At 52.5% G+C, this 26,811-nt stretch carries 21 protein-coding genes; 3 read left to right on the top strand and 18 right to left on the bottom strand.

Going from position 1 to position 26,811, the window contains the following annotated elements; all coding sequences use genetic code 11:
* Window positions 1-183: 183 nt before the first annotated feature.
* The 16 genes from AACZ40_RS00625 to AACZ40_RS00550 form a co-directional block, all read right to left on the bottom strand.
* Entirely contained in the window at window positions 184-1,323 is a 1,140-nt protein-coding gene (locus AACZ40_RS00625; RefSeq protein ID WP_291172064.1) for an ABC transporter permease, read from the bottom strand.
* On the bottom strand, window positions 1,320-2,051 hold the full coding sequence (locus AACZ40_RS00620) for an ABC transporter ATP-binding protein (RefSeq protein WP_291172062.1): 732 nt from the start codon (window positions 2,049-2,051) through the stop codon (window positions 1,320-1,322). Before AACZ40_RS00620 ends, AACZ40_RS00625 begins: the two co-directional genes overlap by 4 nt.
* A 2-nt stretch (window positions 2,052-2,053) precedes the next feature.
* On the bottom strand, window positions 2,054-3,607 hold the full coding sequence (locus AACZ40_RS00615) for an HlyD family efflux transporter periplasmic adaptor subunit (RefSeq protein ID WP_291172060.1): 1,554 nt from the start codon (window positions 3,605-3,607) through the stop codon (window positions 2,054-2,056).
* 3 nt (window positions 3,608-3,610) lie between these two features.
* Window positions 3,611-4,156: a hypothetical protein gene (locus AACZ40_RS00610; protein ID WP_291172058.1), complete on the bottom strand. Its 546-nt coding sequence runs from the start codon at window positions 4,154-4,156 to the stop codon at window positions 3,611-3,613.
* A gap of 53 nt (window positions 4,157-4,209) precedes the next feature.
* Window positions 4,210-5,379: an ABC transporter permease gene (locus AACZ40_RS00605; RefSeq protein ID WP_291172056.1), complete on the bottom strand. Its 1,170-nt coding sequence runs from the start codon at window positions 5,377-5,379 to the stop codon at window positions 4,210-4,212.
* Window positions 5,380-5,485: 106 nt separating this feature from the next.
* On the bottom strand, window positions 5,486-5,863 hold the full coding sequence (locus AACZ40_RS00600) for a hypothetical protein (protein ID WP_291172054.1): 378 nt from the start codon (window positions 5,861-5,863) through the stop codon (window positions 5,486-5,488).
* A 60-nt stretch (window positions 5,864-5,923) separates the two neighbouring features.
* A complete protein-coding gene (locus AACZ40_RS00595; protein ID WP_291172052.1) occupies window positions 5,924-7,099 on the bottom strand; it encodes a multiheme c-type cytochrome in 1,176 nt (391 codons plus the stop codon).
* Window positions 7,096-9,246, bottom strand: a complete 2,151-nt coding sequence (locus tag AACZ40_RS00590) for a tetratricopeptide repeat protein (protein WP_291172050.1) — start codon at window positions 9,244-9,246, stop codon at window positions 7,096-7,098. The genes AACZ40_RS00595 and AACZ40_RS00590 overlap by 4 nt, the downstream gene beginning before the upstream one ends.
* A 204-nt stretch (window positions 9,247-9,450) precedes the next feature.
* Window positions 9,451-11,574, bottom strand: a complete 2,124-nt coding sequence (locus tag AACZ40_RS00585) for a LamG-like jellyroll fold domain-containing protein (RefSeq protein WP_291172048.1) — start codon at window positions 11,572-11,574, stop codon at window positions 9,451-9,453.
* Between the two features lie 256 nt (window positions 11,575-11,830).
* On the bottom strand, window positions 11,831-12,274 hold the full coding sequence (locus AACZ40_RS00580; RefSeq protein ID WP_291172046.1) for a hypothetical protein: 444 nt from the start codon (window positions 12,272-12,274) through the stop codon (window positions 11,831-11,833).
* 102 nt (window positions 12,275-12,376) lie between these two features.
* Window positions 12,377-13,375, bottom strand: a complete 999-nt coding sequence (locus tag AACZ40_RS00575) for a DUF1559 domain-containing protein (protein ID WP_291172044.1) — start codon at window positions 13,373-13,375, stop codon at window positions 12,377-12,379.
* A gap of 171 nt (window positions 13,376-13,546) precedes the next feature.
* The gene (locus AACZ40_RS00570) at window positions 13,547-13,930 is read right to left on the bottom strand and encodes a cupin domain-containing protein (RefSeq protein WP_291172042.1); all 384 of its coding nucleotides are present in this window, start codon (window positions 13,928-13,930) and stop codon (window positions 13,547-13,549) included.
* A 210-nt stretch (window positions 13,931-14,140) separates the two neighbouring features.
* Complete coding sequence (locus AACZ40_RS00565) at window positions 14,141-15,460, bottom strand: DUF1552 domain-containing protein (RefSeq protein WP_291172040.1); 1,320 nt, start codon at window positions 15,458-15,460, stop codon at window positions 14,141-14,143.
* Window positions 15,461-15,474: 14 nt separating this feature from the next.
* The gene (locus AACZ40_RS00560) at window positions 15,475-17,796 is read right to left on the bottom strand and encodes a DUF1592 domain-containing protein (protein WP_291172038.1); all 2,322 of its coding nucleotides are present in this window, start codon (window positions 17,794-17,796) and stop codon (window positions 15,475-15,477) included.
* 214 nt (window positions 17,797-18,010) lie between these two features.
* Window positions 18,011-18,733, bottom strand: coding sequence for a DUF1080 domain-containing protein (locus AACZ40_RS00555; RefSeq protein WP_291172036.1), 723 nt, complete (start codon window positions 18,731-18,733; stop codon window positions 18,011-18,013).
* A 153-nt stretch (window positions 18,734-18,886) separates the two neighbouring features.
* Window positions 18,887-20,296, bottom strand: a complete 1,410-nt coding sequence (locus AACZ40_RS00550; protein ID WP_291172034.1) for a DUF1501 domain-containing protein — start codon at window positions 20,294-20,296, stop codon at window positions 18,887-18,889.
* A gap of 665 nt (window positions 20,297-20,961) precedes the next feature.
* Here AACZ40_RS00550 and AACZ40_RS00545 point away from each other — a divergent pair.
* The 3 genes from AACZ40_RS00545 (at window position 20,962) to AACZ40_RS00535 (ending at window position 24,358) form a co-directional block, all read left to right on the top strand.
* On the top strand, window positions 20,962-21,525 hold the full coding sequence (locus AACZ40_RS00545; RefSeq protein WP_291172032.1) for a sigma-70 family RNA polymerase sigma factor: 564 nt from the start codon (window positions 20,962-20,964) through the stop codon (window positions 21,523-21,525).
* The gene (locus tag AACZ40_RS00540) at window positions 21,512-22,798 is read left to right on the top strand and encodes a hypothetical protein (protein ID WP_291172030.1); all 1,287 of its coding nucleotides are present in this window, start codon (window positions 21,512-21,514) and stop codon (window positions 22,796-22,798) included. The genes AACZ40_RS00545 and AACZ40_RS00540 overlap by 14 nt, the downstream gene beginning before the upstream one ends.
* Window positions 22,799-22,897: 99 nt before the next feature.
* Window positions 22,898-24,358 (top strand): sulfatase, encoded by a 1,461-nt coding sequence (locus AACZ40_RS00535; protein WP_291172028.1) that lies wholly within the window; start codon window positions 22,898-22,900, stop codon window positions 24,356-24,358.
* Between the two features lie 19 nt (window positions 24,359-24,377).
* Here AACZ40_RS00535 and AACZ40_RS00530 read toward each other — a convergent pair whose 3' ends face one another.
* Complete coding sequence (locus tag AACZ40_RS00530; RefSeq protein WP_291172026.1) at window positions 24,378-25,418, bottom strand: Gfo/Idh/MocA family oxidoreductase; 1,041 nt, start codon at window positions 25,416-25,418, stop codon at window positions 24,378-24,380.
* A 48-nt stretch (window positions 25,419-25,466) separates the two neighbouring features.
* A complete protein-coding gene (locus AACZ40_RS00525; RefSeq protein ID WP_291172024.1) occupies window positions 25,467-26,756 on the bottom strand; it encodes a Gfo/Idh/MocA family oxidoreductase in 1,290 nt (429 codons plus the stop codon).
* Window positions 26,757-26,811 lie beyond the last annotated feature (55 nt).

Below are 26,811 nucleotides of genomic sequence, written 5' to 3'. Positions count from 1 at the left end.
CGGATAAGATTGGTGGCTTCCCCATCGATCAGCCACAAAAACCGGAAAACTTCGCTGCCACAATTTATCGTGCGTTAGGACTTCCCCCAACCACCTATTGGCATGACGATGTCGACCGGCCCCACTTCATCTATGAAGGCGAACCGATTGCCGGTCTTACCTGATAAAATACCGCGTCATTGATCACGCCTGGCGTAATGCCGGAACAATCTCCGCGCGTGAAGCATAACTGGCGGGAATGATGCCTGCACAGACTCCGGTCACACAGGCCAGCAACATGCCGACCCAGGCCAGATGCAGCGAAGGTATAAACGCGACAGTCACCGCTTCCGCGCCGACCGACAGGCTGCTCAGTTTCAGCGTCACCAGGGCGGCCCCCACGCCGAGAATACCACCTGCAAAGCTGAGGAACGTGCTTTCAGCCAATACCAGCGAGAACACTTTGAATCCGGAAAACCCGAGCGTGCGTAACACCGCGTGTTCCTGGATCCGGTCTTCGACGGACATCAGCGTTGTCGTAGCAACCAGCGCCAGTACCAGTCCGACACAGGCCAGTCCCAGGTAGTGGGCCATCTCAATCAGCTGTGAAAGGTCTCCCAGACTTTTGGCCTGAAAAACTCCCTTGGCACGCGTGTTCGTTTCCACCGGGCCCTGGCGATAACGCGCGTCAATGGCAGTGCTGATTTGTGTCGGGTCCGACCCCGGCATCAGAATCACTTCGAGTTGTGTGACGGTACCGACCAGATTCGCCCCCTGGCGGCGCTGCAGGAATTCCAGGTGGCTGTAGATGTAGTTCTCTTCGGCAGGATTGTCCGAACGATAAATGCCGGCGACATTCACAGACAGATCACCTATGGAAAATTTATCACCCACTTTGATGTTCCTGCGGTTGGCGACGGCCTGTCCCACGATGGCGGCATCCTGGTGCGTTTCGAATTCATTCCAGTTCCCCGTGACAAATTCAAAGTCGCGGGCGGTACGCAGCTTTTCTGGTGGAACACCATAAAACACGACCACATCGAGGCTCGCGCGACAGTTATTCGTAAAGACCTGAATGGGAATCACTTCTTTGACCCCCGGAAATTTAGAAATCTGTTGATCATAATCCTGGGGAAGATGACTGGTCGCCGGACAGAACTTGTTGGCCTGAAATACAATCAATGAACCTCGGGCTTCCTGTCGCTGTTTGAGATCGTTCATGCCCTCCTGGATGGACTGAATAAAACAGAAGACAAACAATGCGACCGCAGAACCGGCAACCGTGAGCATGGTCCGCGCTCGATGGCCCCAGAGCGTTTTCATAATGTAGGCAATCAGTTTCATAGCGTATCTCCACCCATTGCGTTTGCTGTCGTCAGCGGAACTTCTCCTGGCGACTGTCTGAGAATCAGTTTACCGTGATCCAGGTAAAACTGGCGATCAGCAATCGCAGCAGCTTCGGCATCATGGGTCACCATCAGCATCGTAATATCCAGTTCCCGATTCAATCGTTTCAGCAAAGCCAGGATCTGATCGGATGTTTCCGGATCCAGGTCCCCCGTCGGTTCATCAGCGACGACGATTTTGGGGTGTTTGACGATCGCGCGGGCGATACCGACGCGCTGTTCCTGGCCTCCGGACATCTGGCGGGGATAGTGGTCCGCACGGTCCAGCAGATCAACGGCCTGCAATGCGACTTCCACCCGTTTTCGACGTTCGGCACGGGACATGGGTAACAGCAGCAGCGGGAGTTCCACGTTTTCATAAGCTGTTAAGACAGGGACCAGATTGTGGGTCTGAAAAATATAACCCATGTTGGCGGCCCGCCAGCCTGCCAGTTGTGTGCGGGACAGTTTTGTGATTTCAATTCCATCCACGTGAATCGAACCGGAGTCGGGATGATCGATGCTGGCGATCAGATTCAACAGGGTCGATTTTCCCGTGCCGCTGGCTCCCATGAGTGACAGGAATTCTCCCTGCTCAATGTCCAGTGAAACCTGATCCAGGGGAGTAATCGTTTCCCCCCCCTTGTGATATTGTTTCGTCAGTTTATTGATAACAACAAGTGGCATATTCAGTTTCCTTTTTGATCGGTTTCACCGGTGATCGAGATGCGGTCACCGGGTTCAAGATCGGCGGTGGATGACGAAATCAGATGGCTGGTTAAGTTTAAGCCGTTTGTCACTTCGACCAGCGGGCCACCTGGACTGGTACCAGTTTGAATGATTTGTGGCCGAGCTGTGCGAGAGGATTGATCGGCAATCCACACGATGTTCTGTCCCGCAGTATTCTGCTCGATCATGTTACGCGGGATATAAATGCGTGTTTCTTCTTTTTCGGCTTCCGCATCATTGGCAGGTTCGGGGGCGAGAAAGGTGACGTCGACCAGCATTTCCGGTTTCAGCACCGGGTTTGCGGCATCGATGTCGACTTTGACCTGCAGCGTGTTTTTCTGGATATCCGCTTCGGAACTGATGAAGAGAACTTTTCCTGTCACCGGCTGGCTGAGAGCCGGGTTGTTGATCTGCACGGGCTGGTTCAGGCTGACTTTGGGGATGTCTTCAAAGCGGACATCCACGCGCACCTGCAACATTTCCGGCTGATACATGGTGACGACGGTGCTGCCATCATAACCGGTCGTTTGTGTGAGCATGTTGCCGACACTCGATCCGGGGTGTCCAATCAGTCGGTAAATGCGACCGGAAACCGGGGCGCGAATCGTCATGCGGTCTAAAGTCAATTTTGCCTGATCGACGGCGACGCGCGCCTGGTCGAGCCGTGCGGCCGCTGCCTGGATGATCGCGACCGTTTCGTCCCGTGCTTGTATTTCTTCGGTCAGCAGATCCAGTTCTCTCTGTAGAGCGATACAGCGTGCTTTGAGTGCTTTGCGTTCTGCGACCAGGGAGACTTTGCGGCCCTCCAGTTCTTCTGACGCAGCCCGCGCCGATTCCAGCGCAGTCAACGCTTCATCAACGGATCGTTGGGTGACGGCTGCTTTCGCAGACAGGCGGCGTTTATAATCGGTCTGGGCAAAATTTAGTTCTGCCTGGGCACGACGCACCATAAAAGGCAGGTTTTTAAGTTCTGTTTCAATTTTCGCCAGTTCTGCTTCGGCGGCTCTTAAGGTTGCTTCGCGGTGGACCGGTTGTGCCAGACGTACTTCCGCAGCTGCCAGAGTGGCTTTGGCCTGTTCGAGTTCCGCCTCACGCAGTTTGAGGTTCGCGGTTGCCGCACGCAGTGTCAGTGCGGCGTCCTCTTTGACCAGTAAAGCAATCGGTTCCCCCTGTTTCACTTTCTGGTCTTCGACCACCAGCAGTTCTTCGATGACCCCGGGTGATAAGGCAGCCACGCGGACAGGCGTGGGCCGAGGTTCGACCCAGCCTGCTGCCTGGAAGAGAGGAGTGCCGGCATTCCGAATGGATGATTGTGTGACAATCACAGGCATGACGGTGACCTGCCGGGGGGGAAAGATCAGGTCACGGCTCGCCCAGGAGATCAGCGCCAGGAAACCCAGCACGAGAACTCCTGGCAGCAGAAAACGCGTGACAAGCCGCAATCGCGTGTGCCCTCTTACCTGGGAGGGCGCACTGCGATCAATGGCTAATTGGGAAAGGTCTACTTGTGACATGGTTTACTTCCGTACAAAGATTCCATTAGCAAACACGGTCAGATTTCCAGCGTCATCCCGTTTGGCTTTGCCTTTGACGACGACGGTCTGCAGTTCTTTCAGGTTTAACAGCTGACGGGCATCTTCATTAATCAGGGTGCCATCCTGATCCACGACTTTGACCAGTGCCGTCGAAGTCGGAAGCTTGTCCGTTTCGCAGCAGTAATCCCAGGGCTTTTCACAGCCATCCCCTTCAATATCGGAGCAGGCTTTCAGGGAGTTATCGACGATCGAAAACACAGCGCGACCATCGACCCAGGGATTTTCGCTGCCACCGATGCGGCCGACAACGACGACCTCCGCATCATCTTCAGCAGATTTACGGGCCGCGATCACTTCTTCAGCGCCCGCCGGTTCGCTGGTGAGCAGGACCTCAGAAGTCGTTGCAGATTGGGCTGCAGCAGGTTCAGTCGCGGTCGTCTGTTCCGGAGCAGGAGTTGACTGTCCACAACCGGTAACCAGACTGACGGCAACGGCAGAGAAGAGAATCGGGTTCATAAGAAATTTCATTTGTTTCAATCCTTTTGAAAAATAGAGATTCGAACACAGCGTTCGAGTGTCGGTTAAACAGATTTTAAACCATCGACGACAGGCAGGCGGAGTGCCCGGAGTGCAGGGGGAATCGCCCCCAGCAGACCCAGCAAGACGCCGACACCGCAGCCGATTAACAGGGAAATACTATCGATCTGGAGCGAAAACGCTCCCATGGTAAAACGGACCGCCACTCCGTTAATCAGAAACACAGCGATCAGGGCGGCAATCAGACTGGCAGCAGTGGCCAGCAGAACGCCTTCCTGGATCAGGCTGATCACAATTGCACGGCGTAAAAAACCGAGTGTCTGCAGTGTGGATAATTCACGCGTACGGCCGACGACGGCGCCATAGAGTGTATTCAGACCGGCAAAGACTCCTGCACCCGAAACGAGAAAAACGACCAGCCAGGCCAGCATGCGAATCGGCCCATAATCTTTTTTCAGACCCTGGTAATAATCGATTTCGCGCAGTGCCTGCAGTTCGAGATCCAGGCGTTCTTTACAGAACAAATCGAGATCGGGAAAATCAGCCGGTGAGTTCATGGTGACCGCGACCAGACTCAGATCCTGGCGTTTCATTGCCTGCTGCAGTTCATCCAGGCGACACCAGATTTCTGATTCAAATGCGGAATCAGCCGCAGAAAAGATGCCACTGATCCGCCAGGTACGCCCCTCCAGAACGATATTCTCGCCTGTTGCTAACTGCTGATCAGTCAGTCCCAGTTTGGTAGCGACGAGTGTGCCAATCAGTACCTCACCCGGGGCAGGCCAGTTACCTGATTCCAGTTCCACCTGCCTGCGGACCAGAAGGGCGGACTGTGTGACTCCCCGAACCAGCCCCATGGCCGTGTGATCCAGACCAGGCAGTTCAATCTGTGTTCCCAGGTAAAGTTCCGGCGAGACATATTTACGATCCTGAAATTCTTTGATTCCTGCGACACTGGCTGCTACCAGTTCACTGCTGCGCATGGGAATGGATGAGTACTCGAGGTTTTCTCCCATGCCCAGCGAAAACAGCAAGGCAACTTGAGGATCGCCACTGGCGGTGAGTGAGTGTTCCAGTCCACGGATAAAGCCGATCACGATAAATACGAGGACGATGACCGTGGTCAAACCAGACAGTGTCAGCAGGGTGCGCACCGGTCTCCTGAAGAGATTACGGACGCCATATTCCCAGGGAATGAGTGAAAACCGAATCATGGAGTATCATTCTGAAGGCTTCTACCGACGCGTTACAGAAGGATGCGCGCAGCAGAATCGAAGCTAAGATCGAGTAACAGGAACGAATCGAAGATTCAGAATGAGATCAGCAGAGAAAAGACATCTGCTGACAGCGCAGCGCGCGACCATGAAGCGGAACAGGCTCCGGTGGAATTGCGAAGAGCGCTCGATCGTCAAAGTGTGACTGACCGTTGACGTGGATGAGCGGGAGCGTGATCCAGCAGATAGCAGTGACCGCATCGTCAAGTTGGGGCGCCTGCTCTTGAATGGCTCCCGAACAGAGACACTGACAGCAGTCCGATTCCGGAGCCGGTGTCAAAGGAGACTGCTCTGATTGTGACTGACAATGACTGCAGCAACTCGCCGTTTGAGTGTCCGTACCAGCTGCGCTTTCGGGCATGCAGTTAAAGGGGCAAACCAGAATCAGCAGAGTAAACAGGATAGACAGTACTTTTGCAGTCACAATATACCTTGCAGTTAAGTTACACTTTCATAGTAGTAGGCCATGCGACTTCTGACAACATCAGTTTGATTTGTTCAGCAGAAATTCCGGGAAGCGTTCCTTATCGCGTTCACGAATGCGAATCCAGTGATCTGTGAACGGGAGATTGTCGTGAACCTCAACGGCAGGCATATGGCATTGCAGGCACTGACTTTGCATGGATTCTTTGGCACAGACGGGAGCATGATCTTTCAGATCACTATGACATTTCAGACAGATCTGACGATAGTATTCAGGATCCCGACTCGCCTGCTGATGGGGGTTGTGACAGGTGGTACAGTCCATGCGAGCTGTTTTTCCATCAGCCAGTATGACATCATTCTGTTTCAGGAAACAGGGGCTCTGGGACAGCCCCACGGGAGCGAAGCGAATCAATAATTCATTATCCGGATGGAGTTCGTCCGGTTCCAGTTGATCGGAACGGCGATGACATTCTCCACAACGATTGATCGAATCGAGAGGCGACAGTTGATTCCAGTTGAGAATGTGTAAATTCTTGTCTCCCCGTTCCGCAGCCTGGATGTGTGCTTCCCCTTCCAGGTGGCAACGAACACAGGAGACGCCGGGGATCATCTCTTTCGTATTGATTTCTCCCTGGACATCGCCCAGGTAAGACGTATGGCAGCCAAAGCAGTTCAACGTGCTGGTATGCGAGCTGACTTCCCCTAACGCCTGAATGCCTGTCTGTTCGTGAGCCAGTTCCTGCAGACCGAGGGTGATGCCTAACTTGTCAGGCGGGTACCAGGAAACGATGTGCTGCAGCAGTTCTGATTCTCCCTGTTCATTCGGGAACAGCGAAACCGGAGTAATCGCATGCAGGCCGGAGCCAAAGAACCATTCGATGCGAACCGGACTGGGATAGCCGTCGCACTTCACCCAGAGTTCGTCATGGTCTTTGTAAAACTGATAAGTGTGTCCGTTCTCTTTGAGCGTAACTTCCCTGCCGGCAAATTTGTCGATGACATCGGGATCAGTGGCTTTGCGGAGCGTCCTCAGATGCGGTGCGCCCGCGTATTGCTGGCAGACTTTGTCGTGGCATTCACAACACTGTTTCATTTTGACCGGTTGCCCGGAGGCGCGCACTTTGGGGAGAAACAGATCGTTTTCTTGAGAGCCGTTCAGATACCAGGCGGTTCCTGAAAGACAGGCCAGCAGCAGTATCAGCACTGGTGGTATCAACGGATATTTTCGGATCATTGCAGCGAATCCAACATATTCTGACTGGGCCCCGCCAGTTGATCGTCGGGGTGCAGTCTGATCAGTTCACGAAACGTTTCAGCCGCCGCGTCAGGGTTGCCTGATTCCAGCTGAATCTGTGCTTTGGCGTACAATGACTCGCTGTCACTGTTGGATAATTCACTGAGAGCCGCTTCCCAGTCGCCATGTATATAATGCTGAATGGCACGTTCGATGGAATGTGAGGTACGAAGAGGAGATACCGTTACATTGAGCATTGGTCCTGCCTGGGTGAGATCGTCATTGGAATTGTTTTCAATTTGCCTCAGGACAATTCTTCTGAGAGAACTGGGTGTGGGTAAACCCAGATCCAGTTTTTCCTGGTAAGCCAGCTCTTTCTGGCAGAGGATGAACTCTCGGCGAACTTCAGGTGTCGGATAATGCTGTAACAACGGATGCAACACGCGCAGCGCGGCAGTATACAGCTTCATGGCGCGAAAGGTGCGCGCCTGCAATAACGCCGGTTGCAGATTGGGTGAACCGGTCAGAATGCCCCACCAGTCGGAGCACTCTGGCGTGCCGGACGGATCGGGGAGTGAATAGGTCCACTGTTGACGATTCAGGAAGTCTTTGACGGGTAGCAGGGCTACAATTTTGGGACTGCTCAACAGCTCTCCCGACCAGCCATACGGGACGACGGCTGCATCGACCGACATCGGCTGCCAGCGGCTGTTGACCAGCGCGCGAATTGTTTGTGCATCTCCATTTGGAACCAGTAGAAGCTGGCAGTTTCTGCTTTTGAGACGAATCCACCAGCCTCCCCAGCTGTTGTCGGCACGGGGATGTTGAAATTCCCAGCCGTTAGAAAGTTCGGCATTCAGCGAGAGTTCTTCGTACAGTTTGCCCTGCAGCAGTGCCTGTCGGAGCGTTCGGACGGGACGGATTTTGCGGTCGGCTTTAATCCAGGTCAGCATGCCGGTGGCAGCGATGTCCATGCCGTGGGCAGTTCCTTCATAGTCGATCGGACCAATGGCTTGTGCCAGCAGTGTGATGTCCAGTTCGGGCGTAATCCCCCAACCCAGACGCTGTGGCTGACCTGCCAATGTTCCCGACGCGGACTTCCAGCAGATTACGACGATGCCTATTGCCAGTAAATATCTTCCCAGTGAAGGAGAGATGTACCGATTCAGCTTCAGCTTTTGAAACGAAACGGGGGAGGTAGCCAGACACTGGCAGGCGAGCAGGCAAATGCCAACCACACAGGGAGCCAGGCAGTCCTGATTGGTCCAGGCAGGAATCGCAAACAGGACGAAAAGAATGCTTTCAATCCACCCACGAGAAGAAGCCAGCAGGTAGATCACCATGCCGACTGTCAAAATTCCCAGCCCGATGAGTTCGACAGTCAATCCCGTTTCGAAGGTAGGACGCCAGACAGTCAGCGCGAGCAGACTCTGATCGTAAAACAGGGCGGGGAACAGTTGGATGAACGAATCATAGGGAGTGAACCAGCCCCGCGGTGTCAGCATGATTGCAAGTAACGATGACAATACGAGCAGACAGGGTTGCTTGAAGCTTAGAGTGGGGTTTTCTGGCCGGATCCCGGGAAGCCAGGGAACGCAGGCGACCACAACAATTCCCAACAGACAAAGCGGGCCCAGATTGGCCCAGGTCAGCAGCGTCAGTAGAACGAGGAGCATTTTTTTTGTATCAGGAGCATTCGCCCAGCGTTCCGTCAACAGCCAGGTCAGCAGAAGAAACCAGCAGTCGAGAAGGCGCGGCACAGGTTGCCAGGCAGAGTTTGCCGTGATTAAGGTTAATACGACAATCGAAAAGACGGTCCAGTACAAACGGGCCTCAAAATGACGCATGATACAATAGGCCAGCAAGCCTGCGGCCAGAAACTTGGACAGCATCAGGCCTGTAACGCCGGCGAACTGCAGAGTCAGGTAAAAAGGGAGTCCCCCCAGCCAGTCCGCTTCAGCGACGCTCGTGCCTGCTGTCAGCAGTGGACCGGGAGGCGTCAACTCAGAGAGAACGGCGCGGCCCCGACTCAACTGCCACCAGAAATCCGGGGCCGCGATTGGTGTCAGCGCAAAACAGACTGTGACCACGAAAAGCAAACCGCGGCGCAAAATCCGGTCGATCGTGGAATAGTCGTGTTCAATCATGGGGCGCAGAAATCAGAGTGGAAAACGGAATGCAATTGATATGAATTGGTGTCCTTTCCCATTATAGAATCGAGGGGAGGGAATGAATATGCCGGATTCCTGCTCGAGACAGAGAAAGTGAAATTCCAGAGTAAGCCAATGAAATCAGCCCGATCGCAGTGGCAATCGGGCTGAGACTCAATGCAGTATTATGAAATCAGGAAGCTATTTTGTCAGTTTTGCGACTTCCTCGTCTGAGAGAACACGATTGAACACGGCGATTTCATCCAGGCGACCTTCCCAGTTGGACTGGTTGTCGGTGCGTCCTCCAAAGAAGAGCTGATCGAGCAGGGGACCAGGTTTTGCGGAAGTGGTCTCGAGTTCGATTTCCGGTTTGCCGTTCAGAAAGACCTTGAGCGACTTCCCATTGCGGACCAGGGTTACCTGGTTCCAGGTCCAGCGTTCAATGGCTGTTTTGCCAGCATGCAGTTTGCGGTCGGCTCCATTCATGAAAACCAGCTTCCCGGGAAACTGGTTGCCGCCGACTCCCAGGTGGTCACCATATGCGGCCAGACCATGATCGGGACCCTGTGAAAACATCCAGCCACTGATGTCACGGGCATCCAGGGGCATGCCATTCCAGAGCCAGAGTGAGATGGTAAACTGGTCGCCGAGATCATTGATACGGGTTTGCAGACGATCACCGGCAAAGTGCACGGCGCGGTTGGTTTCACCTTCTTTACAGAATGATTTCGATTCCGGTCCTTCCAGGAAATACGCGATCGCCGGTTCATAGAAGGCATCGCGTTGATTACCGGAAAGATCGCGGGCTCGCGGACCATTGAATTCATCCAGACGCCAGTACGCGGCTGGTTTAAGCGAAAGAATCGCTTCTGCCGCCGGTCCACGACTCTGCTGATAGAACTTGCGACGTTGATTGGTCACTTTTTCCAGCAGTTCCAGATCGGATTCTACAATGCGGGGTTCGGCCAATACTTCGAGACCCGCTGAACGGGCAGCCCAGGTGTTATAACCACCCAGCAGATGCTGTTCAGGCGGGGGGATGTAGCCATCGCCCCCATTGGCCAGTTCGATGACCATGGTTTTAGCCAGTGGGCTCTGTCGTTTCAGTTTTAGTCCGGTGAGTGCATAGGTTTCATTGGGAGTGGTCGTGATCGCGATGTCGCCGATGCGGAGTGCCTGCGTGACGATTTCCGTGGACTGGCGTTCGTGCAGAATGACCTGCTCCCGTGCGTAGATTTCTTCCTGTGTTTTGGGAAGACGATCGCCAAGTTCTTTGACGATGCGTTGTGACCACTCCAGCAGCTGTTTATTGGGAACGCGATAGTTCATCTGCAGGCGATTTTCCGCCATTTCGATATCGGCATCTTCGAGGTAGTTGATGTTCTCATATGCCTGCATGGTGATTTTGATCAGTCCGTTTGCATACTCGTTAATGTCATCGGTGATGGCCCACTGATCTTTGGGTTTCGTGTAGTCACGACGGTAGATGTCACCACTGCAGCCATGCGACATGATGGCGACAAACGCTGGTGCGTCTTTCACATCTTTTTTGCCCAGTTTTTCCTGCAGACCGTTACAGTACAGGCCGAAGTAATCGGCAGAGAGTGCCCCATCGCCAAAATAGTGCATGGAGAAATTCGCCAGCAGAGCGATGGGCCGACCATTTTTGGCACGGAATGAAATCAGCGATAGTTCGGGATCTTCCGGTCCTGATTCCCCGACAGCATTATCCCAGTTAGTACCGGCGTGCATCGTGGCGCGGACGGTCGGGTTGCCGAACGGATCATCTCTAAGACGATCAGGACGCAGGATCCAGCGTCTGAGGGCCGTGTAGTCGGCGGCGTTTTCTGATCCCCAGCCCACCTGGGCCGGTTCCAGATTCGCTTCCGCAGCCGCGATCGCATCGACCAGTTTGCCTCTGAGGAAGGGCACGTATTCGGGATCGGCGTCGGTTCCCAGGCAGGCCAGACTGGAAGGGGCCGAGTGGGCATGTGTGGCAGAAATCAGAATATGGTCCGCGGGAATTTTCGTACGTTGTGCTGTTAACGTTTTGACTTCATCCAGAAGAGGCCGAGGCAGCATGCAACTGTCGACGACGACAATCGCCAGTCGCTCTTCTCCGTCAGCGACTACGATGGCGCGGGCGTTGACTTTGGTTTTGACCGTACTCACACTGCGACTAGTCATGCTGCCGTTAACGAGTACGGGGAATTTGGTAGGAGTGACATCCACAATGGTGGCACCTGCCTGAAGTTCGGCGAAGGCCTGCGTGGGAATCAACAACGCCAGGGCGGCAAGCAGGAGCGGGGCGAGTGGCGATTTCATAAGAGGATCCTTTTTGATGTTCAGCCAATGAGGTGTGTTAGACTGTGTCCAGTTTTACTGTAGCGTCTCCCAGGCCATGTGGACCGAGTATATTAGTTCGAGAGATGCCAGGGATAAATCCGATGCGCTCTCGATAAAATCATCACCGATCAATTGAGTATAACTTCCCGCATCATGCAGTGAAACGGAGATAGTTAAAAATGTTAAGTAAAAAGAGTGCCGGGAAATATACCGTGAATTGTGGGGTAACTGGTTACTATTTACTTTTCAGATCAAAGTTGGCTTCGTGTGTTCCCGCCTGTGCGATCCGGGTGGTCAGTCCGCTGGTTGTGCGGCTGGCATATTTCGCGGGAATTCGGGAGGCTGTTTTTTCTTTCGGCTGTTCTGCTAAAGCCATGGCATTTTGTTCGTCGACCACCGGTGGAGTGATGGTGATTTCATAGACAGAACCGATGTCGGCTTTGGGAAAGGTGATTGAGTACTGACCGCTGCCATCCAGGTTGGCATAGGCGCTTTCCCCGGTTTTAGGTGAGGTGAACTGGATGCTGGCCTCTTGCAGGGGAGAACCATCCAATGTCACAGTCCCCTTGATTTCGACAGCAGGCCGCGCATCGGTTTCGCCGCCGCAGCCGGAGACGAACGCAGTTACCAGGAACAGACCAGCCGTGGCTTTTAACAGATTCCAGTTCATATCAGACATGAGACGGTTCCAGTTGTAGAAAAGTGATGCGATCTTGCTTGCAGTGAATCGTATCATGGGATGGTATTTTATTATCCGGTTGAGAGCACGTGCTAGAGTCGCTTACCACTCACCAATGGTTTGCCCGTCATCACGGACACAGAGTTTCTGGATCAGAACCAGATCCGTATTGTCGCTGAGGAAGCGGGTCGCACCATCGCCCAGCAGAACATGAACTCCGCCGGTATGATGTGAAGTCAAAGGTGTGTTCCAGTCCCATTTGGCGTCGGCTTCTGTCCCCGTGGAAGTCGGATTGGGGCTGTGAAAGACCGAAGTGACTCCGGTGCCAAACTTATGTTGACCCGCGGGTCCGGCAATCCATTGTGCGACTGTGCCGCCGGTACTCGTTCCCGCCCAGCCAGAGGTGTAAATTGACTGCATCAGTTTCGGTGCACTCGCTGAACTGCGTGACTGCTCTCCGATGATAATGGTATTGGAAGAGCCGTCTGTAATATCCCGCAGTCCACGGCATTCATTAATCAGCAGGCAACCTGTATTCGTTGCAAAACTGAAGTACTGCGTCTGGTAAGAAACATTCATGCGGCCTGCGGGATCAGGGTATGCACCCATGATTCCGACATACTGATGCCCTTGAGATCCCTGTCCGGGTTCACCGTTGGCGTATTCAAACTGGGGGGAAGCACTGGAGGGGCACATGAATATGGGGGTGATGATTTTGTCTTTGAAGAGCAGGGTATCACCGTTGTAAGTGCCACCGCCCCCTTCCCAGAAATCGACATCCGTGCCCGGACCGGTTTTGGTCTTTTCATAAATATTGGCCTGATCCATGTAAGGCAACAAGGCGAAACGCCAGTTGTTAGGCTGGTCGTTGGGTGTACGTGATCCAATCGGGAATGTGACATACACATCATGGTAATTGTGCAGAGCCAGTCCGATCTGCTTCATATTATTCTTACACTGACTGCGGCGGGCTGCTTCCCGGGCCTGTTGTACGGCAGGCAGGAGCAGGGCGATCAGAATCGCAATAATCGCAATGACGACCAGCAACTCGATGAGGGTAAAACCGGAACGACGCGCCGGGCGCGGAGTGAAAAAACTCATAAGTAGCCTTTGTTTAATCAATGAAGGTGGGAAGAGTGCGGTGGGGTACTTAAGGTTAACGAAATCAGGTACTTATTGTATGTTAAGCTTAGAAGGGAAATCAATATCTAAACTTAATAAAATAACAGCCCTTTTTTGACTTTCCGATAGAGGGGTAAGTGGAAAACAGGTTCAGCTGCCTGATTTTCTCAGTTCTTCCGAGTCGATATAGCATGATTTGAGGAAATGCGGATTGCAGACGACGAAGAAAACCAGGTCGTCTTCACCGATATTGGTGATGCTCTGATCAGTGTCGGGGGGGATGCGGACAACATCGCCGGGATGAACTTCGGTCGGTGGATAGTCGCCGACTTCGACCAGGCCGGTTCCCGAGAGCATGATATAACGTTCAAAGGTGCCTTTGAGTCGATGAAAGCGGGTTTTCTTACCGGGTTCCACGCGGGCTCTGGCGAGCGAGACTTCCGGATCGACATCAGGGTGGGACATTTCCAGAATGAAGCAACCCTCTTCAAAGAAGTATTCATCCTGTTCATCGGGGCGGGTGATATGATCCATGCGGTTGTTCCTTTGATGCTGATTTTCTGAAAGACTTCTATGTCCTATGATCTTATTGACTGTTTCACGGGAATGAAACCGTCTGTCCGCAGTGAGTGCGGACGAAAGATCAGAAAAACAAATGCAGGCTAAAACAAAAAAACTGCGTGTCGCCATCAACAGGAAAGCGGCACGCAGTTTCAATTTTCATCTGAGTCAGTCAGCAGAGAATCAGGTCAGTTCGGAAATGATGCCATCGCCGCAGAAATCGGGATTACCGAAGGTTTTGACCCGGTGTCCCATGGCGTGAGCGAACGACATCAGCAGACGGTTGTGTGCCAGATTTTTGAACTGCAGGGAACGGCCCATTTTGAAGTCGAGGCCTTTCCCGATCAGCACCAGGGGCACGTCATTCAGCGTGTGTGAGTTTCCTTTACCCAGTTCGTTGGTCCAGACGATGGTGGTATTATCCAGCATTGTACCATCGCCGTTGGGTTCGGGCGTGGTGTCGAGCTTTTTCACAAGGTAAGCCAGTTGCTCACAGAACCACTTGTTGATCTTCGTGAGTTTCAGCTGTGATTCTTCATCACTGTCCGGTTTATGGGAAAGTGAATGGTGCCCATCGTCGATCCCCAGCCACTTCATGCGTGCCTGACCGACCGAGTTGGTATACTGCAGTGTCGCGATGCGTGCCATATCGTTGGCAAGGCTGTTGACCATCAGGTCGATCTGCATTTTACTGGTGACCGGCATGTTGTCGTTGTCATTTTTGATTCCGACTTCCTGGATGGGAACTTCGACCGCCAGTTTCTGATCCTGGCTCGCTTTCAGTTCCTGTTCCATCTGTCTGACATAGCTCTCATGCTCTTCCAGTAACTGGCGATCGGCTTTGCTGAGTTTTGTGCGCACCTTTTTCAGGTCTTCACGGACGTCATCCAGAATGCTGGCGAGACTCTTGCGGTCTTTCATGGATCCGTAGATCTTTTCAAACATCTGGTACGGGTCATCAATGGGGGCGATCGGTTTGTTGGAACCGGCATAGACCATACGTGTCCAGGGATCGGCGCGGTGCGGAACATTCACGCCAAACTCCAGCGATCCGAACCGGGTCCGCGTCTCCTTCTGACTTTGCAGGAAGTGTTTGATTTCCTGATCGATTGAATTTCCACTGGCCCAGCCGGCGGGTGTGTGAGAACCTCCCTGGATGTTACCCGGCAGTAATTCGATACCGGTCAGCAGACAGCTCATGCCGCGCATGTGGCTGTCTCCATCGCCGCGCACACGATCGGCGATCCCTTTGATCACCAGCATCTGGTCCTGGTAAGGTTTCAATGGCTCCATGATTTCTTTGAGTTCGAATTTGTCTCCCACTTCATCGGGCCAGTAGGCTTTCGGCACGATACCGTTAGGGCTGAACATCACGATGAGACGCTGTTTGCGAATGCGAGCGTCGGCGGCAAAGCCGAGACTGGGCAGATGCATGATCAGCGGCAGGACGGCGGTGGAGAGTCCCAGTTCTTTGAGGAATGCGCGGCGGGATTGAAAAGCCATGGTCTGTCTCTTTCTCAGGATTGAGGTTGATGTAAAGCAGCAACCTGCATAATTTCGATCAATAGCTGTTGTATATTATAACCGGAATTTTCAAATCTGGTGGTTAATTCTTCACGGATATTCGGTCCGTAGGCATTAATCGGTTGTTTGACTGCCTGGTGGAACAACTGGTCGACAAAAGCAGCATGCGCCTGATGATCGCTGGCAATAAACTCTGCCAGGTCTCGCGCGCCGTTAAATCTGGCGGGGTCACCCGAAAGGGTCGGCAACTCGGAGGTCGCGTTTATGGTTCGATCGTCTTCTTTTTCTCTGTATCGGCCAATCGCGTCAAAATGCTCCAAGCTAAAACCAAGTGGATTAATGATACTGTGGCAGGACATGCAGGCAGATGGTTTGGTAATGAGGGCCACTTTTTCGCGGGTGGTCATCCCCGGTTTGAAGTCACCATCTTTGAACTCGGTTGCCTGGGGAGGCGGTTTCAGCGAACGTCCCAGCAACCGTCGCGTGACAAACACACCTCGGTGGATGGGGGAACTCAAATTATGATACGCGAAATTGGCCATCAGGTAGGGGTGAGTAATCACGCCAGCCCGCTTGTCCTGGTCGAGGGATACTTTCTGGAATTCTGCATCCCCATGCAGTTCAACACCATAAACTTTCGCCAGTCGCGGATTGAGATACACATAGTCTGCCAGGAGTAACTGACGGTAATCGGAACTGCTGTTCCAGACGACATCATCAATAAACAGGTCGAGTGAAGTTCTCAGGTCGGAAACAACCTGGTCATCGAAGTCCGGGAAAAGTGCTTTGTCTTTCGCGAGCTCTTCTTTTTCATCCAGTTGCAACCAGTGATGGAAAAAATAACGCAGCTTGGCCTGGGCCCGTGGGTCATCGAGCATCCGCTGGGCCTGCTGTCTGATCTGCTCCGGAGTTTTCAGACGACCCGCTTTGGCTGCGTCGAATAATTGTCGATCCGGCATGGAATCCCATAAGCCATAGGAGATCCGGGAGGCGATGTCGAAACTGTCGGGGGTATCAAACTCACGATCGGTATACAGAAAACGGGGCGACTTTAAAATCAGCAGGATCGCCCGCTTGGTAGCGAGTTCGACAGGCAGATCTTTCTGAAAATGCTGATCAACGAAGAATGCTTTCTGTTCGTCAGTCAGTGGACGACGAAACGCATGTTCGGCAAAACGCTGGCAGAACTGCCTGATTTTATCGGTTCTATTTTTATCATCCTGTTTTGTGCCCGTCAGTCGATCCAGGTGTTTGATGGCAGTTGCCATGACTTCAAGCGCCGCGGATGTTGTGGCTTCGTCCCAGGATCTGGAAACGGCGATCCCCCGTTCGTAGCCTGAAACACTGTCGTCCGGCGGGAAAATCGTTGAACAGATAAACGTGGTGGGAACCTGTTGAGGGGCCAGATTCCGTGCCGGGATGACTTCCTGCGCTTTGTGAGGCGGTTTCCATTCCAGAACGACAGACGAAGATTTCTCTTTGTATTTGAATACATGTAATTTCAATGTATATGGTTTACCAGCCAGCAGACGGATGGTCGCTTTGTGTTCCCTGGCACGCCCCTGGGAACTGACCCATTCATCAATGACAGGTTCCTGCTCATTCACCCACAGTCTTGCCCCATTTTCTGTTTTGAGAATGAATTCGTAATCACCCGTTTCTTCTGCCAGAACCGAACCTTCCCATTTCATGGAAAATTCTTCGGCGTTCTTGATTTTGTCGACAGGCGTTTTGTCACCAAACTGAAAATTGATGACGGGATCGATGCGTTTTTCCACCCGTTTGTCGCCACGGAAATTACGCGTTGAATAATATTCTGCTCGTAACCCCCGTTCTTTCGTCGTGGTTTTTGCCGTTCCCAGAAACGAGGACATCAGGTCGGCTGTCGTATACAGATACTGTCTGACAGTCATATGGGATAACTGAACCCGCGCGTCCTGGCTGTTCTCTTCAGATGGAGATGTGAAAAAATGCTGCAGGACATATTCAGCTACCTGCCGGGCGTCTTCGCCTTCACAGAGTTCCGGATCTTCTTCGGGCATGGTTTCTTCGATGAGCATCGTCAGCTCATCGAGTGTTTTCCTGCCATGGAACGGGTTGGCTTTATCAGTAACACCTTTGCCATTGGTTGCGTGACATTCAATACAGAGTTTGCGATAAATGGCCACCCCTGTCTGTGGTTTCGCATCAGGAGCAGCAGATGCATTTTCGACGCTGCACAGAAAACTGATCACCGCACCGAACAGGAACAGGAACAGGCCAGTCGTCCGAAACAAGGCAGGACTCGATTGTGTGCTGGAAATCATATATCGCATCACAGTCTCAGGCAGGATAAATAAGGAGGGAGTTTGTGTGCGCAAACCCTCAGGGAGCGCTTGCGCAGACAGCTCCGCTGGTTAGCGGACCTGTATATCCCTAATTATAGGCGACTGCTGACTGAACGTCAAGAATCTCAACAGCCACAACCCCTTTGATTTACTGAGGTTAGTTAAGGAATTGGCTCTGCAGTCTCGATCCCGCGTGCTGAGGTTATTTCAGCAAAGGGGCTGTCTGTTCCTGTGTCGTGACACCTGGGGGGAGTTCCATGATCTGGATATTGCGAAACTGGATTTCCGCTCCCTCTGATTCCAGGCAGAGATAGCCTTTTTTGATGGATGCATTCCGGACTCCGTTGACAAATTTGCCATTTACGGAAAGTTTGACGACGCCATCCACACAGACGACATCATACACATTCCATTCCCCTTTTCCTTTACAGCGGTTCTCGATGGATTTACTGCGTGTTCCCCGCGGGTTATCAGGAGTGGTGATGAGTCCGTTGGCACCGAAGAGTTCGCCATGCACATACGCGATGGGGGGCAGGCTGCCATCTTTCAGTTTATGCTGATTGACCCAGTCCAGTTCCAGCATCTGGATCTCCATCCCTTTAGGCAGCCGTCTACCTTCGGGAACGGTACCTTCACTCCAGGCAAAAACACCCGAGTTACCGCCCGCTTCCATGTGACGCCATTCGATGTGTAACAGAAAATTTTCATACTGCCTGTCGGTACGCATCACACCGATCGGGTGTCCTGTGCAGACCAGCATGCCATCCTTGACGTACCAGGTATCTTTGTCCGTGTTAACATTCACCCAGCCGGTCAGGTCTTTGCCGTTGAAGAGTGGTTTGTATTGCGGCAGGTCAGCGGCTTGTGTGGCGTGCAGACTGCTGAATCCGAATAGAACGATTCCGATTGTGAGTATCTGTTTCATCGTTGAGTCTCTCCTGTCAGAAAGCGGCTGTTTCAGTGATGCGGTTGGAATGCGAGGAGGCCCTCACAGTGAGTTCGATCATACCCGTCATAATCGAGTGAAACAAGCAGGAGAGGGATTCCTCACAGCCAGGATGCATGTCAGAGAGACTGATCAGCCGAGTTCAGCGATGCGGGTACCCGCGTCAAGCAGGTACTGCGGCCGCCCGTGGGGATCCTCAATTGTGACAGCATGCGGATCGATCCCCAGGTTGTGATAGAGGGTGGCGAAGATATCTTTATAATGCACCGGGCGTTCTTTGACGGCGCTCGCCGTACGATCGGTCGCGCCGATGACCTGCCCGGTACGCATCCCGCCGCCGGCGAGGATCGCAGGGCCTACGCGAGGCCAGTGATCGCGGCCACCTTTTTTAGAGTTGACGCGAGGCGTACGTCCAAATTCACCCCAGGCAACGATGGTCACATCATCCAGCATGCCACGCTCTTCCAGATCGGTGATGAGGGCCGTCAATCCGTGATCCACGATGGGAAGCAATTGACGCAGCCGGTCGAAGTTGCTGGAGTGGGTATCAAAATCACTGATGGAGAGACTGACACAGCGGACACCTGCTTCCACGAGTCGTCGCGCCAGCAGAAACTTTTTGACTGCCTGCGGACCTTCACTGGTGTAAAAACGTGGTCGCTCAGTCGGGTTTGCCGGGGTATAGCGCGCCAGGCTCTCCGGATCTTCCAGGGAGAGGTCCAGCGCATCGGCAAGTCGGCCGGATGTGAGAATACTGACGGCCTGTTGGGAAAAACGGTCCATGGCATCCATCATGCCGCTGGCATCGACTCTGCTGCGGATCGAATCCAGTTCGGAAAGCAGAGACCTGCGGCTTTCCAGTCGTTGCAGGCTGAGTGTCGGATTCAGTTTGAGGCTGACTTGATGATCTGTTCCCAGTCGTTTCAGTTCATTCTGCATCCCTTTTTCCAGCTGGCGTTCAAACAGGTCCGAAAGATCGGGTCGGAATGGCTGAAAAGACGGTCCGAGAAAGCCGGGACGGGCACTGTTTCGAACCAGGCCACGGCCCTGCATCAGATCCACAAACAAAGGAGTACGGTCTTCTGGAGTCCCTTCCAGTTTCGAGACGACAGATCCCAGTGCGGGCCGTCCACCCGTTGAGTTCAGATCCTTCTTATTGAAACCGGACTGGCATTGAAAAGCATCATGAGCGCCGGCAGAACCGACCAGAGACCGGATAAAGGCAAAGCGATCTGCCTGGGCCGCCATGCGTGGCAGAAGTTCACAAAGTTGTATGCCGGTGACGTTTGTAGCGACAGGCAGGAATTCTCCCCGAATTTCAGCCGGGGCTTCCGGTTTCAGGTCAATCATATCCATATGCGGTGGACCACCATCCAGATGCACATTGATGATGGATTTATTGGAACTGGTTATGCCAGCTTGTGATTCAGCGCATAACAGATCGGCCAGCGTCAGCCCGGCGAGACCGAGTGTCCCCATTTGCAGAAACTGCCGCCGTGAACTGGAGTGATGCTCATTCCGTTCGCTGGAGAATGTCAGCATCGGGCCCCCCTGTTTTTTATCGCGAATTGATTTCTATCGACCCAGCTGTCGACACTCTCAAGTGAAGAAGCTGGAGACTGATTGCATAACCGTATGTTTATATCAGAATGTGTGGTCTGAACTCAAGTCCGATTCCAGGGGAGGAGAATAAATCGGCTTTCCAGGCAGATACTGCTCAGACAGATACAGTAAGGTCCTGTGAGTGAAAAATGCCTTCGAAGATTGGCAAAGAGGGAACCGCAGAAATTGTACGAATACGTATTAGTAGCACTAAGTTTGCGATGGGGGGAGCAGGATAAGCTGACTGGGAATGTGAGTCTGAGGTCTTGATTCTGATGAAGAGAAATCAATTTTCAGGCCGAAAACAGGATTTAACCTGCAGGCGGTATTCTGGCTTCTATTGTATATCGCAGAACCCCTCAAAACGTTAACAGGAAATTTCTAAAAAAGTCAGATTCGTTCTAACTTCAGAAAATTATCGGAATGATTCAAAGTTCTTCCTGTATCTTCATTTAATCTTAACACATTCTACTACAATACAAAATATTGCTATTGGTAGATGCCCGGATTACAGTTTTCTCTGCAGCCAGAGTTTCATTACGTCTGGTGTCATTAACTTTGTAAAATAAAACTAACTGTTACAAAAGAAGAGATGTACGTGCCCGATGGATGCGACACAAACGAGAACACTACAGACAGAATCTGCACGAAGTCGTGCAGAGCTCGCGCGGAACTGGGTGAAAGTTCAACCCTCGCTGATGGCTTTTGTAGTGGCTTCCACACCCCAGTTCAGTGATGCGGAAGATCTGCTACAGGAAGTTGCTGCGGAAATTGCGATCCGCTATGACGAATACGATAATACGCGTCCTTTTCTGCCGTGGGCATTGTGGATAGCGAAGATCAAAATTGCCGATTTTTATCGTGGTAAACGTCGTGACCGGGTGCTGTTCATGGGCGAAGCGATGGACGCGCTGGCGGATGCCTGCTCCCGGGTACAGCAGTTGATGACTGAAGAACGGGATTTACTGGAGTACTGCCTGGATCAGTTAACAGAACGTTCACGCAGGTTACTGGGTTTACGATATACCGATGATTTAAAACCCAAACAGATTGCCGACGAACTGGGAACCTCGATGGGATCGGTCCGGGTGACCTTATCCCGGATTCGGACCACATTGATGGATTGTGTTCAAAAGCGAGCTGCCGGTGAAGCGAATGTCGGAAATTAAAACGGACCTCAAAAAGAGTACGGCACTCGAAAATATTGATGCCTACCTTGACGGGGAAGAGCTTTCTGAAGAAGAAGCCCGTAAGCTGGAGCAGTGGATCAAAACAGACAGCGACAATGCCGACCAGGCCTTTCGTCGCGTATTCCTGCATTCTTATCTGCGAGAACGATTTCAGGTTCGCTCGATTGGAGAAGCCCAGGCCCGTGAGCGGGAGAAACAGCTTAATGTTCCATTGATTCTCCCGGCGGAGTCCGAGATAGAGATCAATTCCGCTGCAAAAAAGACTGCGCCCGTTTCGGAATCACGACGACGGATTTTGACATGGCGCTGGTTTCTGTTAATCGGAATCGGCATCGTTTCCACGATCAACCTGTCGGTGATGTTTATCAAAGACTTTCAGTTGCCTTATGACGAAGAAAAAGCGTTCGAACCAATCAATTTTGATTCGCATTACGCTAAGAAAACCTTTCTCATGGCTCGAATCGCGGCTCAGCCGTTTCTGTATGAAGGCTTTAATTATTCAGAAAGACAACTTGGGGAAAAAGCGTCTGAGGGCATCAATGATTTGACAGGGGGTGTCGGCTGGGCGGGACCGTGGGTTGATCAAGGGCGAAACCGGTCCGCAATCATCCACGATACCAAGAAAGTCAATCTTGGAAAAAATGATATGCGTCTGTTCGGGCAGCTCGGATTTTCTGATCAGTATGGCAACATGCTGTTGACGAAGGGGGGGCAGTATCGTTCGGGAGCAGGGTCCGAAACGGTTGCTGTACGATATCTCGATTTACAGCAGGTTCCCAAGTCCCTGTCTGATACAAAAGGCTTCGGGGCCGACGGAGAGATACTATGGATCAGCTTTATGGCACAGTCCTATGATAACGCCGGCGGCGGTCGATATGCGTATCTCGATTTCGGTAATGAAGAATCCAGCTTGCGCATCGGAAAACTGGCATCCGCAGATCGCGGCAACTGGGCTGCTGCAGGCCAGGTGAATGGAACCGAAATCAACACCGCCTCCAGCGAGGTGCTCTCCGGACAGGCGGCCTTAATTGTAGCGCGAATACTTTTTCGACCGGGAGCGGAAGAAGTTGATCTCTGGTTGAACCCGCCTCTGAATCGAATTCCTGATCTGGATGATGTGAACCTGCGACTGATGGCGCCCGACCTGCGGATTGAACGGGTAAAGATCGTCAGTAATTATTCCACGGACTTCGATGAACTGCGCATCGGGGTCTCGTTTGTGGATGTCATTCCTGCCGAGGATTATGACTGAATGAGAGTTGTGACCCGTTCCTGTGAATCATAAAATGAAGATTTGCTGCAACGATAGCAGTTACAGCTGACATTCTTCTTTTGATCTTCAGGGCGAACGATGAAAAACACTGCTTTTCAGCTCATGGCCTGCTGTCTGTTGTTCTGTGTCAACCAGATTGAAGCGGCTGATAAACCTTATAATGTACTGTTTATTATTTCAGACGATCTGACGGCCACCGCGCTTTCCTGTTACGGGAATCAGGTATGTCAGACTCCCCATATCGACAGCATCGCTGCCCGGGGGACACGCTTCACTCATGCTTACTGCCAGGCCACCTATTGCGGTCCTTCTCGCGCTTCCTTCATGTCGGGCTATTATCCGCACGCCACCAAAGCATTCGGCTATGTAAGCCCGCGCTCGTATATTGGCGACCGGCCCACCTGGGCGCAGCACTTCAAAAATCAGGGATACTATTCAGCCCGCGTCAGTAAGATTTATCATATGGGAGTTCCCGGTGATATTGAAAAAGGCAATGACGGCACCGATGATCCTGCTTCGTGGACCGAGCGTTTCAACAGCCCCGGACCGGAATGGGCGGCGCCCGGAAAAGGGGAGACTCTGGAAAACAATCCGGATGGCAAGAAACCCGCTGTAGGGGGGAATACCTTCGTCGTGGTGGAAGCCGACGGTGGTGACCTGGTACACTCTGACGGAAAAACCGCCCGAAAAGCGGTTGAACTCATTGAAAAACATAAAGAAGAGCCCTTCTTCCTGGGCGTTGGTTTTGTGCGACCTCATGTTCCCTTTGTCGCACCAGCAACTTATTTTCCACCGTTTCTACCTTACTCCCGACATGTGTTACCTGAAAAAGTGGACGGGGACTGGGAGGATATTCCCCAACTGGGAATCAATTACAAAACCAGCCTGAATATGAAAATGGATGTCCGGCGTCAGAAAAAAGCAGTGGGTGGATACCTGGCCTCAGTGGCCTACATGGACGCGCAGGTGGGCAAGGTTCTGGAAGCCGTCAAACGGTCGGGACTGGAGGATCGGACGATTGTGATCTTCACCAGCGATCATGGTTATCATCTGGGCGAACATGACTTCTGGGCCAAGGTCAGCCTGCATGAAGAATCGGCGGCAGTCCCCTTGATCATCAGTGTGCCCGGCAAACAGCCTGCGGTTTGTGATTCGATAGTGGAATTGCTGGACCTGTATCCCACGATCAGCAGCCTGTGTGGGTTAAAGATACCAGAGGGAATTCAGGGCAAAGATCTGTCACCGCTGCTGGATGATCCCGGCCAGCGCGTGCGTGATACCGCTTTCAGTGTTGACCCGCGTAACAAGGGAAACCGCGGGTTTTTATTACGCGATGAACGCTGGGCTTATATTCAATATAAGGAAGACGCTTCCGGCGGAATCGAACTGTATGACATGCAGAAAGATCCCCGGCAGTTCACCAACCTGGCGGAGCGTCCAGAAAACCGATTGACGGTAACTGTCTTCAGGGAGAAACTCGCCGAGAAATTAAAAGACATTCGTAAAAATGATCTGGGACATGCCTACGAAAGTCCTTAAATTATTTTGAAACCGCAAATCAATCGACGCGCACCTGTTGCGTCTGACCGGTTTCTGCCGCTTTGTAAGCTGCGTAGATGGTTCTTAACACCTGCAGACTGTCGTGGCTGTCGAGTGTCGGTGGTTCCTTGTCCAACACCGATCGCACGGCGGCGTGCACAGAGGGAGAATAGCCTCGGGGTTTAATGGATTCTTCAAATTTATGGACCGTCCGCGGTTTATCTGAGTAGAGTGACCACTGCAGATATTTACCGGTCGAGTAATCCATTTCCAGCCAGCCTTTCGAGCCCCAGATTTTGATCAGCGACTGTTTGCCCCGATTGATATAATAACCGGATGTCATCGTTCCCAGAAAGCCTTTGTCAAACTTGAGACTGAGGGCGGCAGAGTCTTCCACGTCAAGCGGCTGTCCGCCGATATTAGTGATGAAGCCACTGACATCGGTGATTTTGGAATCGGTAATGTACATGCCCAGGTCAAGCCAGTGGATGCCCAGCCAGATCAGGTGTCCGCCTCCCCCGCGCGCTTTCTGTGCAAACCAGCCGGACTGATAACTCTTGCTGGTCAGGCGGGTCTGATCGGCAATGAAATTCAGTTCGATGCCGTAAATCTTTCCAAACGTCCCTTTGCGAATCATGCGGCGGGCGGCTTTGACTTCCGGATTATTACGATTTGCTAATGCCAGCATCAGGTTGAGATGTTTGCTGTCTGCTTTCTGCACCAGTTTTTCAAAGTCTTCAATATTCGTACAGGCTGGTTTCTCTGCGAACACGGGGCAGCCATGATCCAGGGCAATATTAATCGCTGCAGGCGCTTTCCCCGCTTCCAGAGTAATCAGCGCCAGATCCGGTTGCTCTTTCTGGAAAAGTTCTGCCGGGCTGTTATAGACGTGCGTGAGTTTATCACCCAGCTTCTTGCGAGCTTCCGCGACATGTTTCTGACCTTCGTCGCTGAGAACGACTTCACTGATATCCTCGCAGGACGCAAGAGCCGGGAAGTACGCGCCGAGATGCGCAGACGTTTCACTGATGATGAGGGCTACTTTTGCTTTGTCTGCCATGAATCTGCTTTCTCTGAAGGGAACTCTCTATTGAATGTCTAATTGAAATTAAACCAGTGGCAGTTCATATCCATCGCGGTACTGGCGGGTCAGATACTGATTGGCTTCTTTGTCATCGGGAAACGTTTCTGTTTTGGGATCGAAGACCAGTCGCCTGCCGGTACGGTAGGAAATATTACCGAGGTGACTGAGCATGGCGGAATAGTGCCCCTCTTCAATTTCTGCCAGTAGTTCATCTGACTGTCGGTTCTTCACGCAGGTGATGAAGTTCTGGTAATGCGTTGGCGTATCCTGCCATTTCTCTTCAAAAGCAGGCCCCCGTTCATGTTTGTAGAAGATGCGATAGCCCGAACGATCGACCATCATAAAACCTTTATCTCCGTAGAAGATGTTGTCGTTGTCATGTCGATGGGCCTGGAGACGGTAGGGAGTAAAGTCACGCTGTTCATAGACGTAGAGCAGGTCATCGTATTCCCAGGTGACGACCATCGTATCCGGCGTTTCCTGCGCATCCCCTTTGGAGCCCAGCTTGGCGCCACTGCAGGAGACGGCATTCGGCGCTTTCAAATTCATCCCCCAGCGGCCGATGTCGATCTGGTGCACGCCATCATTGCCGATATCACCGGTCCCAAATTCCCACGTCCAGTGCCAGGCTGTATGGAATCGATTGCGGTTGAAAGGTTGTTTTTTTCCGGGTCCCAGCCAGAGATCATAATTCACGCCGCTGGGCACCGGTTCGTCCGGGCGGACGGGATAAAGGGCCCGGCGTTGATTGTTGATGGCTTTGACCATCAGTACTTTGCCGATGGCGCCGTCCTGAATCTGTTTCCAGGCTTTCTGATAGACGGGGGTCGCGCGCAGATTGGTGCCATGCTGCACGACCCGTTTGTATTTGCGAGCCGCATTCACCAGCTGGCGACCTTCATGAATATTATGCGAGCAGGGCTTTTCGACATACACATCTTTACCCGCCTGGCAGGCCATGATCGCTGCGGGGGTATGCCAGTGATCGGGGGTGGCAATCACAATCGCATCGATTTCATTTCCATCGAGCAGCGTGCGGAAATCTTCGACCTGTTTCGGTCGTTTTGCTCCTGTTTTCTCAATCTGATCGGCCATCTGTCCGGAACGACTCTGGTCGGGATCGCAGACGGCCACCAGTTGACTGTCAGGAAGTTTCGCAAACCAGTTGCCCAGTCCTTTTCCGCGTCCACCGCAACCAACCAGTGCGACATTCACTTTATCATTCGCAGAGTAGGCGGTCTGGCTGAGTGAAGACATTCCGGCCCAGACAACAGGTACGGTTCCCAGAAACTCACGACGGTTCAAGCGACTCATAACGTTTCTCCTTGAGTGGCGTGCTGGCAGCAGAAAATACATCTTTTTGAATGTC

The organism is uncultured Gimesia sp. (genome assembly GCF_963972345.1).
Lineage (GTDB): Bacteria > Planctomycetota > Planctomycetia > Planctomycetales > Planctomycetaceae > Gimesia.
This window is presented reverse-complemented; position numbering and strand designations above follow the sequence as displayed.